Below are 15,826 nucleotides of genomic sequence, written 5' to 3'. Positions count from 1 at the left end.
GTGTTAAATGAGCGTTAAGACAATTACCATAATAACCAAACTATAAAAAAGTAACTACCCAGCCCCAATACGTTTACCAGCAGATATTTCCAGTTTAGCCTTTTCCTCCTGATAATGGCCTTAATGAGCGTGATAACAATAATAGCTAAGCTAATCAGGATAGCTAAAAATACACTAAACAGATCAAGCCCCATAGTACAAGGCCCCGATTTGAAGGTATCAAATGAATTAAATACCCATATCAATAACCAGGTAATTATGTAGTAGATTATTGAGTATGTAACAGGTTTAGCTTTATAGTTCATTCACGGTAAAAATAATCATAACAGTCTTAAAAACAATAGTTGCCGGTTTTACATTAGGTATGTTTACCAATGCCTGCTACGCCTTATTGATCAACATAATAAAAATTGGCCTGCAATTTTTATATCTTGTACCCATAATTAATGTAAATGCAAAACATCTACACTGTTAAACGCTGTAAGTTGATATTGGCCGCGGCCGCCGCTTTATTTTGCGGCAATGTGGCCAATGCGCAATCAGTACAGCTGCCCTACCAGTACCAGTTCTACCAAAAATTTAATGCCGATGTTTATTCAACATCAAACAACATACACACCGCGCTAAAGCCACTGCTTATTGATAGTTCGCTTACCGCGCGGTACGATTCGCTGATGAATTACGGTAACGATACCACCCACAAGGGCTGGGTTTACCGCAAGCTTTTCCGTGAGCATTTGTTTGATGTGCGCAAGGAGGATTATACCTTTTATGCCGATTACTTGCCCGACCTTACCATTGGCCGCGAGTTTAAAGGCCGTAACACCACCTGGCTTAACACTCGTGGTTTCCAGATCGGCGGTACCATAGGTACTAAATTCTCATTCTATACCAGCGGTTTTGAAAATCAGGCCCGCTTTGCCGATTATTATGATGCTTATGTAAACCGTACCGGCATGATCTCCGGCCAATCATACGACCGTAAATTCGGCAGGGAAAAAACCAAGGATTGGTCGTACGTTACGGCAGTAATATCATACACCCCCATAAAGCAGCTTAACTTTACTTTAGGGCAGGATAAGAATTTTATTGGCGATGGATACCGGTCGTTACTATTGTCGGATTTCGCGACCAATTACCCCTTCTTCCGCACTACGGTAACTTTGGGGCCAATACAATACATGGCCATGTGGGCTTACATGCAGGACAGGCAGGAACCCCGTTTTGATACCTTTGGCGATAACCGCCGCAAATGGGCAGCCTTTCATTACATCGACTGGACCATCAGCAACCGGGCATCGTTAGGCTTTTTCAACGCCTACATAGCGCCCGAAGCTAACAAGCAGGGCGTGCACCGCAGCTTTGATGTTAACTTTATTAACCCCGTATTTTTTGCCAGTTCGCTGGGCCCGTCAAGTCAACCGGGAAACTCCATTGCCGGGTTTAACGGTAAATATAAATTCCTGAACAAGCATGCCATTTACGGGCAATTCATGTTCGACCGTGTGCAAGGCAACGAGGGCAAGGCCATCACCACTACAGGCTGGCAGGCGGGCGTTCGCGGGGCTGACCTGTTCGGCGTTACCAACCTGAATTACCTGGCCGAATACAATACCGCTCAACCATACGCTTACAGCGGCGCCGAAAGACTGAGCGGTTATACTGCCTTTAGCGAACCATTGGCACATCCATTCGGCGCTAACTTTAGAGAAACTTTGGGTATACTGAATTACTCTGTAGGCAGGTTTGATCTGCAAGGGAAGGTCATCTACGCAAAATACGGCTTGGATGCCACCGCTACCGATAATAACGGCAAAAATATTCTGCTTGCCTTTAACGGCGACAATATACCGGGCACCAGCACAGGCCAGGGTTTAAGTACTACCTTAAAATACGCTGAGGGCACGGTTGGCTTTATTCTAAACCCGCGCTATAACCTGAAACTTGAGGTGGGCGGCATCTATCGTCAGTTGAGCAACACCGTGGGTACATCAAATACCACGCTGCTTACTATTGGCTTGCGCAGCACCTTCCGTAACATTTATACCGATTTTTAAGCTATCGCGCGAGCAAAATATTAAAGGCGCTGAACATAATGTTGGCGCCTTTGTTTTTTATACAAAACTGATAAGCCATGCCCGAATTACCCGATCTACAGGCGTTTAGCCATAACATCAACAAAAAGTTTAAAGGCAAAACCGTAAAAGATGTTGTTGTGCACACCGGCAAGCTCAACGTTAGTGCCGATGAGTTGAACCACACCCTGCAACACCAAAAAATTGACGAGGTATACCGCGATGGTAAGGAGCTGCACATACGTTTCGATAAAGGCGATGTGCTTGGCCTGCACCTGATGCTGCACGGAAAGCTGTTTTTATTTGAGGAAAAGAACACCAACAAATATCCCATAATTGAAATCAACTTTACCGACGATAGCGGACTTACACTTACCGATTTTCAAAAAATGGCTACTCCTACCCTCAATCCTGAAAAGAAGGAAGCACCCGACGCGCTGGACAAAACTGCCGACCTTGAGTTTTACAAAGAAGTGTTAGGCAGAAGCAGATCGGCTGTAAAAACCATATTGCTTGATCAAAAGGTAATAAGGGGTATTGGCAATGCTTATGCCGATGAAATTTTGTGGCATGCGCGGATATCCCCGTTTTCGGCAAGTAATAAAATACCGGCCGATAAAGTGAAAGTTTTAGCCAAAACCGTTCGGGATGTACTTACCGATGCCGAAAAGCAGATATTGAAAAGCAACCCCGATATTATAAATGGCGAGGTAAGGGATTTTATGCTGATACACAATGCCCGGAAAACCCACAGCCCCGATGGTGCCGAGATCAGGATAAAAGATGGCAGCCGCAAAACCTACTATACCGACGAACAGGAATTATATAAATAAACACTATTTAATATGAAGATCAGCAAATACCTGCACTCGTGCCTGTTGTTTGAGCACGAGGGCCATAAACTGTTATTTGATCCGGGTAAGTTCTCCTTTGCCGAGGGGCGTGTTACTGCCGATATGTTTGCCGGGGTTAACAGCATCGTGATCACGCACATACATCCCGATCATTTCGACCTGGATATATTGAAAAGCATTTTGGCCGTTACCGATGCAAAACTACATACCAACAGCCAGGTTGGGGAACAACTCAACAAGGCAGGGTTAGACTTTACATTGATAGAGGAGGGAGATATCACGATAGGGCCGTTCAGTCTGAAAGCCATATCGGTTACTCACGAACCATTGCTGGATAACCCCATACCACAAATGACGGCCTTTGTTATAAACGACAGAGTGCTTTACCCAGTTGATACCCTCGGCGATGAATTGCTCGATTACAAAGGCATCGAACTGCTATTGTTAGTAACCATGGCACCCTTTGCCAACGAACTACGCATTGCCGCCTTTGCCGATAAAATGCAGCCCAAGCAAATACTGCCCGTACATGATGGTTACGCCCGCGACTTTTTTATATTACAACGCTACGCCAACTACAAAAAGCACTTTGAGAAGCAGGGCATCACTTTCCACGAGGTGTACCAGATAGGGCAAAGTATTACCATCTGATAGCTATAAAACAACAAAAGTCGGAAGTTTTATGAACTTTCGGCTTACGTATAAAACAATAAAAACCCATAGGTATGTTAGCTATGGGTTTCTATCTTAGTAGACTCGATGGTCTGCTAAATCAACACTAAATGATAGCGAGAGATTATTTTCTCTTTTTATCTTTTTTAGTAGTATCAGTTTTTGCAGTATCTGTCTTAGTTGTAGTTTTTGCAGTATCTTTAGGAGCAGTTTGAGCAAATGAACCTAAAGTGAAGGCTGACAATACCAGCACGCTTAATAGCTTTTTCATAGTTTTCGGATTTTAAATTTTAATTACTTTATTTATTATACCAAACAATTACTGAATAACATACAATAAGACTACCACTCTGCTAAAAGCATCATTAAAAGCACAATAAACCCCATTTGAAATACATTTTAAGTATCTAATTATCAGATATTTAAATTTATTTTATAATTATTTTGCCGTTGACGTGCCAGATTCGTGCGGCTAAAAAAGTTGTGGAGTTATTACACAAAGTGCCTATAAATACCCCTCATAATCCTCCCCGAGGGAGAGGATTTTAATAAATGTGTTGTCATTTCGATCGAGGTACGAGGAGAAATCTGTCGCTTGACAAATGAACGCGTGCAGATTTCTCGCTATCGCTTCGAAATGACAAGTTTATTAGGCATTTTAAAAAACGACGTCATTGCAATGACGTATTGATTAACAAAACCAAAGCACAACCTTTAAATAACCTTTATTACCGGCATCAGAAATGCCCGGAGTAGCACAAGCCCAGCCAAAGCATAACCTTTCACCGGGCAGGGCGTAGCCGGCGACTTTTGTTTCTTTTGGTCGCTCAAAAGAAATTTAGGACAGGTAATGAAGCGATTTTGAGAAAGTGCTTTTATTAAGTGGTTGTACTTTTTATGAAAGTCGGCCTGCTCTTGGGCGCAGAGCCCAGTTACTTTGTCTTAGCCACAAAGTAACCAAAAGTCAAGGCAGAAAAAACCTTCCGCCCGCAAGGCCATACTCCCTGGCCCGGTTTTCTGCCAGGCCTACGCTCTTTTTGAAGAACATAATTATATTAAAGTTCTCCCCCTCGGGGAGGATTTAGGAGGGGTTGTACGAGGAGAAATCTGTCGCCTGACTATGAACGCGTGCAGATTTCTCGCTGTCGCTCGAAATGACAAGATCTTAAAAGCGATGGTTTGCGAAACCCCTCCCTAACCCTCCCGTGGGGAGGGAATTAAAAAAGCACCTTATAAAACAAAGCCGTCTACATCCCCCCCTATACTCATTAGCAGTGAAATTGCTTTTACGAAAGACTACCATCATAAACCTCATTTTCCACTAACTGTGTAAGTATGGCTTTTAATAAGGCTTCGCGGGCCCATTGTTGTTCGGTGAGGGTGGCATCGTCGCGGTACCAGGTTATGGGTTCGTTTATTTCGATGCGGGTTTTATATAGGTAGCCTTTTTTGGCGTGTACCTTGGTGCCCTCGTAACTGTTGAGTCCTTCGCTTTTTATAAGGCGGGCAAAACGGGTAAGGGGCAGGTCGAGGCGCAGGCATTCATCCAGAGTGTTCTTGTAATCCTGTTTATCTTCAAGCCATAGAGTCATAGCCTCGTCGGTAAGGTCGTGGTCGGCAATGGCAATGCGACTGTAGTTATAATCAACCGAAATTATTAACCACCATAGTTGCTGTTTTAGTTTTTGTGATAATTTGATCATGACATATGCCCCCCAACCCCCTTCAGGAGGAGCTTTGTGTTAATCGGTAGCGCGGCAAGGCAGCAACTACAGGGATTCAGATTTGATTAAATGTTTGCCCGTGCAGGGCGGTTAATTGGTTTACTTGAGCCCGGGCCGTTCCGGAAGCCAGCCCGGCAGGTATTGTTGAATTGCTGCTATCTCCTTACTCAATCTTGCACACGCCGCCGTGTAACCCTCCATCCGCGCATTGTGGAAGGTTTGCTCGTCAGCATCAGCAGGCATGTGGTTTTGTTGATTAGCCTTAACAGGCAAAAGCTCGGGTGATAGGTAGGCTATATACATGCTACAATTCTTTAAATACTGTAAATTCTTGATAAGATGTTTGGATGTTTAATTAATTAAGTTTAGCTTAGCATCAAACAACGAAACAAATATAAAGATATTTCTGTATTTATATCAAGAAATATTTACAAAATCTTTCTTTATGGATCAGTCTGCAAAACCCAACAAGATTAAAACGGTAAGACCCGAAACTTTAGAGTTCATTATACTCTACACACAGCTTCGTGGTAAGGCATTTTATAATAACACGCAATTAGCTGAGGCGCTTGGCTATAACTCGGCCAGCACAATTACGGAGATTGTTAAAAGCAGACAAAACATCGATCCAGAAAAATTAAAACTTTTTAAAGAAATCTATCAAGAATATTTATCTCCAGCCAAGAATAAAGAAAATAGTACGGCAGTTGTTACCACCAAAAGGCCATTTGAGGGTATACCCATGTACGAAGTGATAGCCACAGCCACCGGAGTTGAGGTTTATAACGATATAAATGACAGCAACCCGGTTGGCCACATGAACTTTCCGGGTATTGAGGATTGCGATTTTGCCTTACCGGTTTGGGGCCATAGCATGTACCCCTACCTGGAGAATGGTTGCTGGGTAGCGCTGAAAATAATTCACGACATGAAAATATTGCCCGGCGAGGTATACTATATTGAATGGGGCGACTACCGTATGTATAAACGCCTGCTTGCCGGTGATACTGCCGACGAGGTGATAGCCCACTCAGACAATACCACCGAAATGGTAGGCAACCGCCTTAAGTACGCGCCCTTTGTGATAAAGATTGCCGACATTAAGAAATTGTGCCTGGTAAAGGATATTCACAAAAAACACAATCACTAATACATTTTTTACATCTACTTAATTTACTATGACTATACGCGAAGCCACACTTGCCGATATATCAGAGATCATGACCATTGTTACCGAAGTGGTGCCATTAATGCAGGCATCAGGCAATTTACAATGGAGCGATGCCTACCCCAACAGCATAGTTTTTGCCAAAGACATAGAGCTGCAACAACTATGGGTTGCCGAGCATGAGGGACAAATTGCAGGGGTTACGGCCATCACCAGCCAATCGGAGCCGGATTACGCGCAGGCGGGTATTGATACCAGTATACCCGCGGTGGTTACGCACAGGCTGGCGGTTAGTCCGCGATTTCAGGGGTTGGGCATAGCGGCGGCGTTGCTTGCCCATGCGGATGTAGTTGCCCAATCGAAAAACATAAACAAGGCACAGGCCGATACCAACACGGTAAACAAGGCCATGCAACGCTTGCTTGAAAAATCGGGGTATAAAAATATGGGCGAAATTGATCTTGCCAACAAACCAGGCTTGCGCTTTATTTGCTATGAAAAAACACTAAGTTAAATTTTTTTCATTTTTTAGGCCCTCATATAAAACCATTTAGGCGCAACATTCGTAAAGGTAGTAAAATACCCTATACGCATGAACGAGTTGATTCCATACGCATACGCAGGCGCAGTTATACTTTTGCTAATATTAATATTTGATATTCGCCAGCGCAAAAAATTCAACAATATTTTAGAGAAAAGCCAGGGCTTTGAGCCTTTGCTGATGAAGCAGGCAACCGCTTCAAAACTATACAAGGTACAAACCGTACTATCGAACGTTGAAAAAGCTAACACTCCGCTTTACCACAAGGTAAGCCAAAAGCTCGACGAAACCACCAACGATTACAATACCGGCAAAATGCCTTTGCCCGAGTATGCCAACAAGTTGGATCTGATACTTAACTACATCAAAAAACACGCTCCGCACGCCGCTTAAGCTTAGGCATTAAAAAACTGCTTTAGGCTTGGCCTCATTGCCAAAATGTTTATAATTGCATCATCATGAGTGATGACGGCATTGTAAAAAGGCTTAAGGTAATTGTAAAGGAGCATGGCGGCCAGGTTGGCCTGGCATCGGCCATTGGGGTTGACCAGGGCTTTATCAGCAAGGTGATCAACCAAAAGCAGGAGATGAGCTACTACCTCATCAGCAAGCTATGCTTTCAGCTCAAATACTCTCCCGAATGGTTAATATTGGGTACCGGCGATAAGAAGATCAACAAAGCCGACGGCGCCAAACTCATTACCGAAATACAAATGCTGCGTACCGAGGTTGATATTTTACACGCCCGCATGCGCGCCTACGAAATTGAACTACACGAATTAAGAGATAAGCTGCCGGGGCAGCAAGCGGTATAAAATAAAAATGCCCGACTTATGCCGGGCATTTTTATTTTCATCCAAGATTCAAAGGCTCATTACTTAGCCGCGTCGCGCAGGGCTTTGATGCTATCATGCGCCGATTGTATATCCTGAGCTTGGGCTGTTACTGTTTCCAATGGTTCGCCACTCAGGCCACCTTCGGTAAGGGCAGTGGTGTATGCTTTTTTAATGGCATCCTCACCCCTCTCGGCTTCGCTTAAAATGCTTGCACGGTCGGTACCGCCAAACAATGATTTTACGTCGATCCACGCGCGATGCAGGGTACCGCTTACGCTGTTACCTGTTTCTACGTCGCCACCGCGTGCAGCTGTAAGGGCGGTAAGCTCCTGGCTAAATTTGCGGCTTTGTGTAGCATAGGTTTGAAACAGCTCCTTCAGGTCGATGTTCTCGTCCTTAATATCGGCAATCGCCTTTTCAAATCCCGCGATACGATCGTTATTGATCTCGATCAGATCATTCAACACGTCAATTGCTTTTTCTGTAGTTTCCATAGTTTTTTGATGTTTGGTTGATAGGTTGCAATCACTGTGCCAGCCTCAACGCATCATGGCTTTTATTACCAGTGCCGATGCCGCTTCACCAAAATCAAGCCCCGAGTAATCGGGGTTAAAACCACCTATGTATGGCACCGCTAAAATATAAATGCGCCCGTTGAAAGCCCCATAACCATCCACCGCTTCAAAGCTATCGTTTATGGCCACTCCCGGCACGGTCAAATAATAATCGCCGGTGCTATCTTTGGTCACCTTACTATCGTTTTTGGCAAGTGCGTCCTGTCCCGCATTTGGGTCACTGAATTTTAGCTTTGCGGGTGTCAGCACACGCTCATCAACCAGGCTTTTATAGGGTATATCGCTAAAGGCAAGGTGCGGCTGCCCTATGCAATCAACAAAAGTTGCATAGTGTTTGGTTTTTTGCCCGCCGTCCTCATCTGTATACGTAACGGTTACGCCTCCACCCTCGGCAGGTTCAATAGTACTGTCATCGCCCACGGCTACAATATCAAGCACACCTGCACTGTGTAACGCAAGCATCTCACCGGCAGAGCTTTGTGGCACGTAAGCTATTACGATAGATATGAGCGGCATCAGCGTTTTTTGCACCCGCAGCATATCCTCTGCCGAAAAGTATTTGGCCGGATAATTCATCGCGAAACTTAATATACCCAGCATCTCTTTCCAGTAAATGGATTCACGTTTTTTTATGGATCGCTCGGCTTCATCGTATTCAGCCTGTAACAGCTCAAAGGCATCCCGGCGTTCGCGCATACCCATCATCAAGTCAACAAATTCCTCCATCTGCATATCCTTAATACGGGCGTAAAACTCAGGATCGTTTTGTTTGATGCCATCCTTAAAGTTGTTTTCAAACACATAATCCAACGGCAAAAAACCATTGTTGGCATCGCGCTCGGCCTTAACCTCATCGGCGCTTAATACCGTATTTTTACCCAGGTGCGAATCTTCCAGATGGAAACGCATGGCAGGCAGCAAACCATTGCGCGAGTGCATCACCATCCTAAAATTCTGGCTATCAGGATATCCCTCATAGGTAAGCTTTCCATCGGCATCCTTATCAAAACTGCCATTGTATCTTGATAGCGTACGGATGGCATCAATAGCCGTTAATGATGAACCACGTATAGCCACCTCATGGTCAGCCTTAAAGGTGAGTTTTGAAGGTGGGTAAGGCGAGTCAAAATAACCCTCAACCTTGCCTTCGTATTTTTTTGGCCAGAAATGTCCGGTACAAATAGCCACACGGTGATGATAAACTTTGCACCCATCGGCAGTAACTACCTGTATCCTATCCTCATCGGGATAGTCGACCACATCGGCCACGGCGGTATTGTAGTTCACAATGGTTTCAATGCCCTTTTCCTTTGCCTGCTGCATCAGCAGCCTGAATTGCTCGGTAAGGTACTGGCCAAACAGCAATCGGGGCAGCACTTTGTATTCGTTAAAACGTTCGGGGTCTATCTTAAACTTATCGAGGGTATCCTTAGGCACGGTGCATATCCAGTCGGACACGGTAGTTACCAGTTCCGGTATCTCATTGCCCGATACGTTGGTAATATGCTCATCATTAGCGCCCGAAGCGCTGTAGGGCATACCCGCGCCAAGCCGGTCGCTTTTCTCGTAGATGGTGATTGTAACGGTTGGGTCGGCATGTTCAACAAGGCGTTTGTATAGAAACATGGCGCTCGGCCCGCCGCCTATAATGCCGATGTTGAGGTGCGTGTGTTTAAGGCTCACAGTATGGTTGTTAATATTTGTTAGTATTTTTTACACTTCTAAGATTCAATAGACATTATTAAAATAATCTAATAGTATAATTGTTTTCTTAGTAATATATTTTAGTAGACATATTGTATAGAATGCTCTACTTTTTCAGTGCATCCCACAAAACCTCGGCAGGGTGCAGGGCTACGGTGCCTGTACCATCCTTAATTTGATGGCGGCAACTGGTGCCCGGCGCGGCTATAATGGTACCGGCACCGGCATTGCGCACCGTTGGGAACAGTACCAATTCGCCTATGCGCATTGAAACATCGTAATGCTTATCCTCATACCCGAACGAACCCGCCATACCACAACAACCCGACGGAATAACATCAACCTTATAATTAACCGGCAAACCCAACACAGTTTGCGATGCAGCTTGTACATTCCAGGCCTTTTGTTGGCAGTGGCCGTGCAACAGTATTTCTTTATGTTCGGCAGTGAATTGTTCGCCGGTTATGTTGCCGTTATTTACTTCACGGGCGATGAATTCCTCGAACAGCAAGGCATTTTTCGCGAGGGTTTGCGACTGAGGCAAAAGGTCTTCGCGAACCAGATCGGGGTATTCATCCCTAAAGCTTAATATGGCCGATGGCTCGATACCGATAATCGGCGCATCATCATTAATTAATGGAGCCAGCAATTCTACATTACGTTCGGCCACCGCTTTGGCCTGCCTTAATAAACCTTTGGAGAGCATAGTACGCGAGCTTTCCAGATGTTGCGGAATGATAACCTCGTAACCCAGCGCCTGTAATAATTGAATAGCCTTTTGGCCGATACTTACATCATTATAGTTGGTAAATTCATCGCAGAAGAAGTAAACACGCTTGCCGTTCTGCTTTCCATCACGCTGCTTTTTATGCCAGTGCCGCAAGGTTTGCGGGGCAAGACAGGGCAGAGTACGTTTTGCCGAAAAGCCGAGGCTATTTTTGAGTGTGTTACCGATAGCATTATCAGCCGTAAAGAAATTGTATAAGCCCGGCCAGGCCATGCCCAACTTATTGAGCCGGGGCAACGCGGCTATCAGCTTAGCCTGCATGGGTGTGCCGTTGGCATCATAATAATGCTGCAAAAATTCGGCTTTCAGCTTGGCCATATCCACGCTTGACGGGCACTCCGAGCGGCAGCCCTTGCAGCTCAGGCACAAATCCATCACCTCCTTTATTTCGGGATGATCAAAACGGTTCAGCTTGGCCGAATTGGTGAGGTAATGGCGCAGCGTATTGGCACGGGCACGGGTGGTATCCTGCTCGTTACGGGTGGCCATGTACGATGGACACATGGTACCGCCCGCCTGCGGCGATTTACGGCAATCGCCCGAGCCATTGCACTGCTCGGCATGCTGTAATATATTTTGCCCGCGAAAACGGAACACGGTTTCAATATGCGGCACCTGCTGACCGGGTTTGTAACGCAGGTACTCATCCATTGGTGGCGTACCGGTTATTTTGCCGGGATTAAAGATGCCCTGTGGGTCCCAGGTTTGTTTGATGGCTTGCAGCAGGCTATAATTCTTCTCCCCTATCATTTGCGGAATGAATTCGCCACGCAGGCGTCCATCGCCATGCTCGCCGCTTAGCGAGCCACGATATTTCTTAACCAGTCCGGCTATTTCCTGCGCTACAATGCGGAATTTCCGCACGCCCTCAGCGGTCTTTAAGTTCAGCATCGGTCGCAAATGCAACTCCCCCGATCCGGCGTGGGCATAGTAAACGCTGTACAGACCGTGCTTCTCTAATATCTCATTAAATTCGGCTATGTAAGCGGGCAGGTCGGCGGCATCAACGGCGGTATCTTCAATAACGGCCACGGCCTTTTCATCACCGGGCAGGTTGCTTAGCAGGCCAAGCCCCGCCTTGCGTAACGACCATACCGAATTTTGCTTAGCACCCGTTAATAACGGGAAATGATAGCCCAAACCACCCTGCCGCAATTCAGCCTCCAGCCCGGCGGCAATGGCATTCAGTTCATCATAATTTTGTGCCGATAATTCAACCACCAAAATAGCCTTGGGGCTGCCTTGTACAAAAAATCGGTTAAGTGCTTGGGATGGATTATCGAGCGTACAATCCAGTATATAATGATCTATCAACTCGCACGAGCGTGGTTGATATTTAAGGGCGATAATGTTGGCATGCAAGGCCGCGTCAACAGATGGGCAATGCACACAAAGCAGCCCGGTTATTTGTGGAGGTAGTTCTTCCAGGTTCAGCTTTATCTCGGTGATAAAAGCCAGCGTACCCTCGGAGCCACATATCAGCTTACAAAAATTAAAATCATCGCCATCGGCAGTAAATGGGTTACTGTTCAGCAGCACATCAACAGCGTAGCCTGTGTTGCGACGATTAATACTGGCTTTCGGGAATTCGCGGCGTATCTCCTGCTGCGCTTCCCAATCGCCAAGCTGTTGCCTGATGGTTCGGTATAACGATGCTTCGAGCGTGTCACCCTCGCCCATGGCAATGAACTCCTCAAAATTCATCGATCTGAAAACCGCTTCGCTGCCATCGCTCAATAAGGCTTTAACCTCCAATGTATGATCGCGCGTGCTGCCATACACCAGCGAATTGGAACCACAGGCATTGTTGCCCACCATGCCGCCTATCATGGCGCGGTTGGCCGTCGAAGTTTCGGGGCCGAAGTATAAACCGTAAGGGCGCAGGTAGCGGTTCAGTTCATCGCGCACTACGCCGGGCTGTACACGCACCCACTTTTCGGCGGTATTTACTTCAATTATCTCTGTAAAATGTTTTGATACATCAACTACCACACCCTTGCCTACAACCTGCCCGGCTAATGAGGTACCGGCGGTGCGGGGTATAAGTGAGGTTTTATAATTATGGGCAAAGGCGATCAGCTTTTTCAGATCACCCTCATCCCGGGGCATAGCTACGGCCAGCGGCATTTCGGAGTAGGCGGAGGCATCCGTGGCGTAGAGTACACGCATTAGTTCGTCGGTGTACAATTCGCCTGTTAACGCCTCCCTTAATTCCCGAAGTCCGTGATCGAGCATTCCCTAAAAATCGAATTTTATGCCTTGTGCCAATGGCAGCTGGGTTGAGTAATTAATGGTATTGGTTTGCCTGCGCATATACGCTTTCCAGGCATCAGAGCCTGATTCGCGACCACCACCTGTTTCCTTTTCGCCACCGAACGCGCCGCCAATTTCGGCACCGGATGTACCGATGTTCACGTTGGCTATGCCACAATCAGATCCCGCGCCGGAAAGGAACAGCTCCGCCTCGCGCAAATTATTGGTCATGATGGCGGATGACAGGCCTTGCGGCACGCCGTTTTGCAGGGCGATGGCCTCATCCAAAGTATCGTACTTTATCAGGTATAAAATAGGCGCGAATGTTTCGTGCTGAACGATGGCGTAGCTGTTTTCCACCTCGGCAATGCAGGGCTTAACGTAGCAGCCTGACGCATACCCCTCACCATCTAACACACCGCCATCAACTACAAAGTTGCCACCCTCGGCTTTGCATTTTTCAATGGCATCAAGGTAGTTCTTCACTGCATCGGTATCTATCAGCGGCCCCATGTGGTTGTTGCTGTCCAGCGGGTTACCTATCCTTATTTGCTTGTAGGCGCTTACCAGTTTCTGCTTAAAATCATCATAAACCGAGCTGTGGATAATGAGCCTGCGGGTTGATGTGCAACGCTGCCCAGCCGTACCCACCGCGCCAAAAACGGTGCCTATAAGCGCCATTTCTAAATTAGCATCGGGCGTTATGATGATGGCATTATTGCCGCCCAGTTCAAGCAATACCTTGCCTAATCGTGCAGCCACGGCGGTTGCCACGGCTTTGCCCATTCGGGTTGAACCGGTTGCCGAAACCAGCGCCACCCGTGTATCATTAGCCATAAGGCTGCCAACCTCACGGTCGCCGATAACGAGGCCGCAAACGCCCTCGGGTACATCATTAACCTTAAATACCTTGCTGATGATATGCTGACAGGCCACGGCCGTCAATGGTGTTTTTTCGGATGGTTTCCAGATGCAGGTATTACCGCACACCAGCGCCAGCATAGCATTCCAGCTCCATACCGCTACCGGGAAGTTAAAGGCCGATATAATACCCACCACACCCAGCGGGTGGTATTGCTCGTACATGCGGTGCAACGGTCTTTCAGATTGCATGGTGAGGCCGTATAGTTGCCGGCTTTGCCCAACAGCAAAATCGCAGATGTCTATCATCTCCTGCACCTCGCCCAGGCCTTCCTGCAAGCTTTTGCCCATTTCATAGCTTACCAGCGCGCCCAGGTCATCCTTGGCTTCGCGCAGGGCATTGCCTATTTGGCGTACTATTTCGCCACGGCGGGGGGCGGGTACCGTGCGCCAGCTTTTAAAGGCCTGCTGCGCCTGTTCAACGGCGGTATCATACCCGGCTTGCGAGGCCATATTTACCTTTGCGATGGCCTTACCATCAACCGGAGAATATATGGTGCGGGCATCATCGCTATTAACATCGGCCCAAATACTGCCGGTGCTATAGGCGGGGTTAATATCGCTTATCTGTAATCTGCTTAATATCTGTTGTATATCAACCATTATTGTTTGGTTTGATTGGTGTATGTACTTTCAAAAATCTTATCGGCATTGCCGGTTTCAAAACCCTCGCGGCGTTGCGCGGTGGTTAGCTGTGCTGCCGGTATGTGGCTAAACTGGGGCAGCGGGCGGCGCTCGGCAAACTCTACGTAACTACCTGCGATAGATAGCGTTTCGCCGCCTGCAAACAGCGCTTCCTTCATTTCGGCAACGGTGCTGCTTTGGCTCAGCAAACCATCAGGGCTGGTCTTGATCTTGCCGCCCTCGGTATTCAGCCTGATGCCTAAACCCTCTGCGAAGGTATTGAAATCCTCAATAGTATTGTAACCATCCTTAAGCGCATGCACGCTAATGGTGTAGTGGTTAAGGTAATAACGATTGTAAATTACCCATGCGGCATACTCATTCTCGGCCAGCAATTGCTGATAATCGGCTTTGGTTGGGCGTTGCCATAAAGGTTGATGGAAAAATGCCGCTACCTCGGCGCCATTATCCAGATCGAGCGCATCCACCGGGTCGCTGTGTATTGCGGTGGTATATTTTTGAATAATCTGCCGCGCTTCGGCCGATAGCTCCTCTACACGTAACTCACTGATGAATATGCGCGGGTAAACAGGCTCGGGTGGTGAAAACCAGTAGGCATCCAATTTCTTCTTCTCAAAATGATAATGATCGCGCTGCGTATAGCCGTAATGCAAAAATATCTTACCAAGCGAGGCTATGCCCAGGTGCGGCAGCCCTAAAGTGCGAAAGGCAACATGATCGTTCACAATATCCTGTTGCGAATTTACCACGCCCTTATTAACCAGCGCGGCGGTTATTTGCTTAACGGCGGGCACGCCCTCACTATAGCGATCAAACAGATCGTTAAGCAACACATCCAATGGTTTTTTCTCATCAAATCTCATATCCTGAATATTTAAGCGAACCTTTTAAACAGGCATCGGGGTTTATAATTATAAAGCTAATATCTGCAAAATATGCTCAATTAACAGATAACAAACTATCACGCTTTAGTTGTTAAATTAATATGCCATATCAATGTAAAATAATATAAACATGTTCTATCTTTATACTTAACCGATAATAAACAACAAAGGTTCATCAATTCCGCCC

16 protein-coding genes are annotated in these 15,826 nt (G+C 46.5%); 7 read left to right on the top strand and 9 right to left on the bottom strand.

Features of this window, described 5'->3' with window-relative positions:
* Nucleotides 1-23: 23 nt before the first annotated feature.
* Nucleotides 24-305, bottom strand: coding sequence for a hypothetical protein (locus IM792_RS07690; RefSeq protein WP_194101242.1), 282 nt, complete (start codon nucleotides 303-305; stop codon nucleotides 24-26).
* A 147-nt stretch (nucleotides 306-452) separates the two neighbouring features.
* Between IM792_RS07690 and IM792_RS07685 the strand changes: the two genes are divergently transcribed.
* The 3 genes from IM792_RS07685 (at nucleotide 453) to IM792_RS07675 (ending at nucleotide 3,580) form a co-directional block, all read left to right on the top strand.
* Nucleotides 453-2,057 (top strand): gliding motility protein RemB, encoded by a 1,605-nt coding sequence (locus IM792_RS07685; RefSeq protein WP_228084979.1) that lies wholly within the window; start codon nucleotides 453-455, stop codon nucleotides 2,055-2,057.
* Between the two features lie 77 nt (nucleotides 2,058-2,134).
* Nucleotides 2,135-2,908: a DNA-formamidopyrimidine glycosylase family protein gene (locus tag IM792_RS07680; protein WP_194101241.1), complete on the top strand. Its 774-nt coding sequence runs from the start codon at nucleotides 2,135-2,137 to the stop codon at nucleotides 2,906-2,908.
* A gap of 12 nt (nucleotides 2,909-2,920) precedes the next feature.
* Nucleotides 2,921-3,580, top strand: coding sequence for an MBL fold metallo-hydrolase (locus IM792_RS07675; RefSeq protein ID WP_194101240.1), 660 nt, complete (start codon nucleotides 2,921-2,923; stop codon nucleotides 3,578-3,580).
* 145 nt (nucleotides 3,581-3,725) lie between these two features.
* On the opposite strand, the gene IM792_RS07670 is transcribed toward IM792_RS07675, so the two are convergent.
* From IM792_RS07670 to IM792_RS07660, 3 genes are all read right to left on the bottom strand, one after another.
* Nucleotides 3,726-3,872 carry a hypothetical protein gene (locus IM792_RS07670; protein ID WP_194101239.1) on the bottom strand — a complete coding sequence of 49 codons (147 nt, stop codon included), beginning with the start codon at nucleotides 3,870-3,872 and terminating at the stop codon, nucleotides 3,726-3,728.
* 1,015 nt (nucleotides 3,873-4,887) lie between these two features.
* Nucleotides 4,888-5,304: a hypothetical protein gene (locus IM792_RS07665; RefSeq protein WP_194101238.1), complete on the bottom strand. Its 417-nt coding sequence runs from the start codon at nucleotides 5,302-5,304 to the stop codon at nucleotides 4,888-4,890.
* A 120-nt stretch (nucleotides 5,305-5,424) separates the two neighbouring features.
* Complete coding sequence (locus IM792_RS07660) at nucleotides 5,425-5,628, bottom strand: hypothetical protein (protein ID WP_194101237.1); 204 nt, start codon at nucleotides 5,626-5,628, stop codon at nucleotides 5,425-5,427.
* A gap of 142 nt (nucleotides 5,629-5,770) precedes the next feature.
* Between IM792_RS07660 and IM792_RS07655 the strand changes: the two genes are divergently transcribed.
* The 4 genes from IM792_RS07655 to IM792_RS07640 all read left to right on the top strand — a co-directional run bounded on the left by IM792_RS07655 (nucleotide 5,771) and on the right by IM792_RS07640 (nucleotide 7,849).
* On the top strand, nucleotides 5,771-6,475 hold the full coding sequence (locus tag IM792_RS07655; protein ID WP_194101236.1) for a S24 family peptidase: 705 nt from the start codon (nucleotides 5,771-5,773) through the stop codon (nucleotides 6,473-6,475).
* Nucleotides 6,476-6,503: 28 nt separating this feature from the next.
* A complete protein-coding gene (locus IM792_RS07650) occupies nucleotides 6,504-7,007 on the top strand; it encodes a GNAT family N-acetyltransferase (RefSeq protein ID WP_194101235.1) in 504 nt (167 codons plus the stop codon).
* Between the two features lie 78 nt (nucleotides 7,008-7,085).
* On the top strand, nucleotides 7,086-7,427 hold the full coding sequence (locus IM792_RS07645) for a hypothetical protein (protein ID WP_194101234.1): 342 nt from the start codon (nucleotides 7,086-7,088) through the stop codon (nucleotides 7,425-7,427).
* Nucleotides 7,428-7,492: 65 nt separating this feature from the next.
* Nucleotides 7,493-7,849: a helix-turn-helix transcriptional regulator gene (locus IM792_RS07640; RefSeq protein ID WP_194101233.1), complete on the top strand. Its 357-nt coding sequence runs from the start codon at nucleotides 7,493-7,495 to the stop codon at nucleotides 7,847-7,849.
* 59 nt (nucleotides 7,850-7,908) lie between these two features.
* Here the strand turns inward: IM792_RS07640 and IM792_RS07635 are convergent, their stop codons facing one another.
* The 5 genes from IM792_RS07635 to IM792_RS07615 form a co-directional block, all read right to left on the bottom strand.
* The gene (locus IM792_RS07635) at nucleotides 7,909-8,364 is read right to left on the bottom strand and encodes a PA2169 family four-helix-bundle protein (protein ID WP_194101232.1); all 456 of its coding nucleotides are present in this window, start codon (nucleotides 8,362-8,364) and stop codon (nucleotides 7,909-7,911) included.
* A gap of 45 nt (nucleotides 8,365-8,409) precedes the next feature.
* Nucleotides 8,410-10,128: an FAD/NAD(P)-binding protein gene (locus IM792_RS07630; RefSeq protein ID WP_347343803.1), complete on the bottom strand. Its 1,719-nt coding sequence runs from the start codon at nucleotides 10,126-10,128 to the stop codon at nucleotides 8,410-8,412.
* 127 nt (nucleotides 10,129-10,255) lie between these two features.
* Entirely contained in the window at nucleotides 10,256-13,171 is a 2,916-nt protein-coding gene (locus tag IM792_RS07625; protein ID WP_194101231.1) for an FAD-binding and (Fe-S)-binding domain-containing protein, read from the bottom strand.
* A gap of 3 nt (nucleotides 13,172-13,174) precedes the next feature.
* Entirely contained in the window at nucleotides 13,175-14,713 is a 1,539-nt protein-coding gene (locus tag IM792_RS07620; RefSeq protein ID WP_194101230.1) for an aldehyde dehydrogenase family protein, read from the bottom strand.
* A complete protein-coding gene (locus IM792_RS07615; RefSeq protein ID WP_194101229.1) occupies nucleotides 14,713-15,618 on the bottom strand; it encodes a DUF1338 domain-containing protein in 906 nt (301 codons plus the stop codon). The genes IM792_RS07620 and IM792_RS07615 overlap by 1 nt, the downstream gene beginning before the upstream one ends.
* Between the last annotated feature and the right edge of the window lie 208 nt (nucleotides 15,619-15,826).

It is taken from the genome of Mucilaginibacter sp. JRF (assembly GCF_015223065.1).
Lineage (GTDB): Bacteria > Bacteroidota > Bacteroidia > Sphingobacteriales > Sphingobacteriaceae > Mucilaginibacter.
The sequence above is the reverse complement of the archived record's forward strand: the minus strand, read 5'-3'. Positions and strand labels throughout refer to the sequence as shown.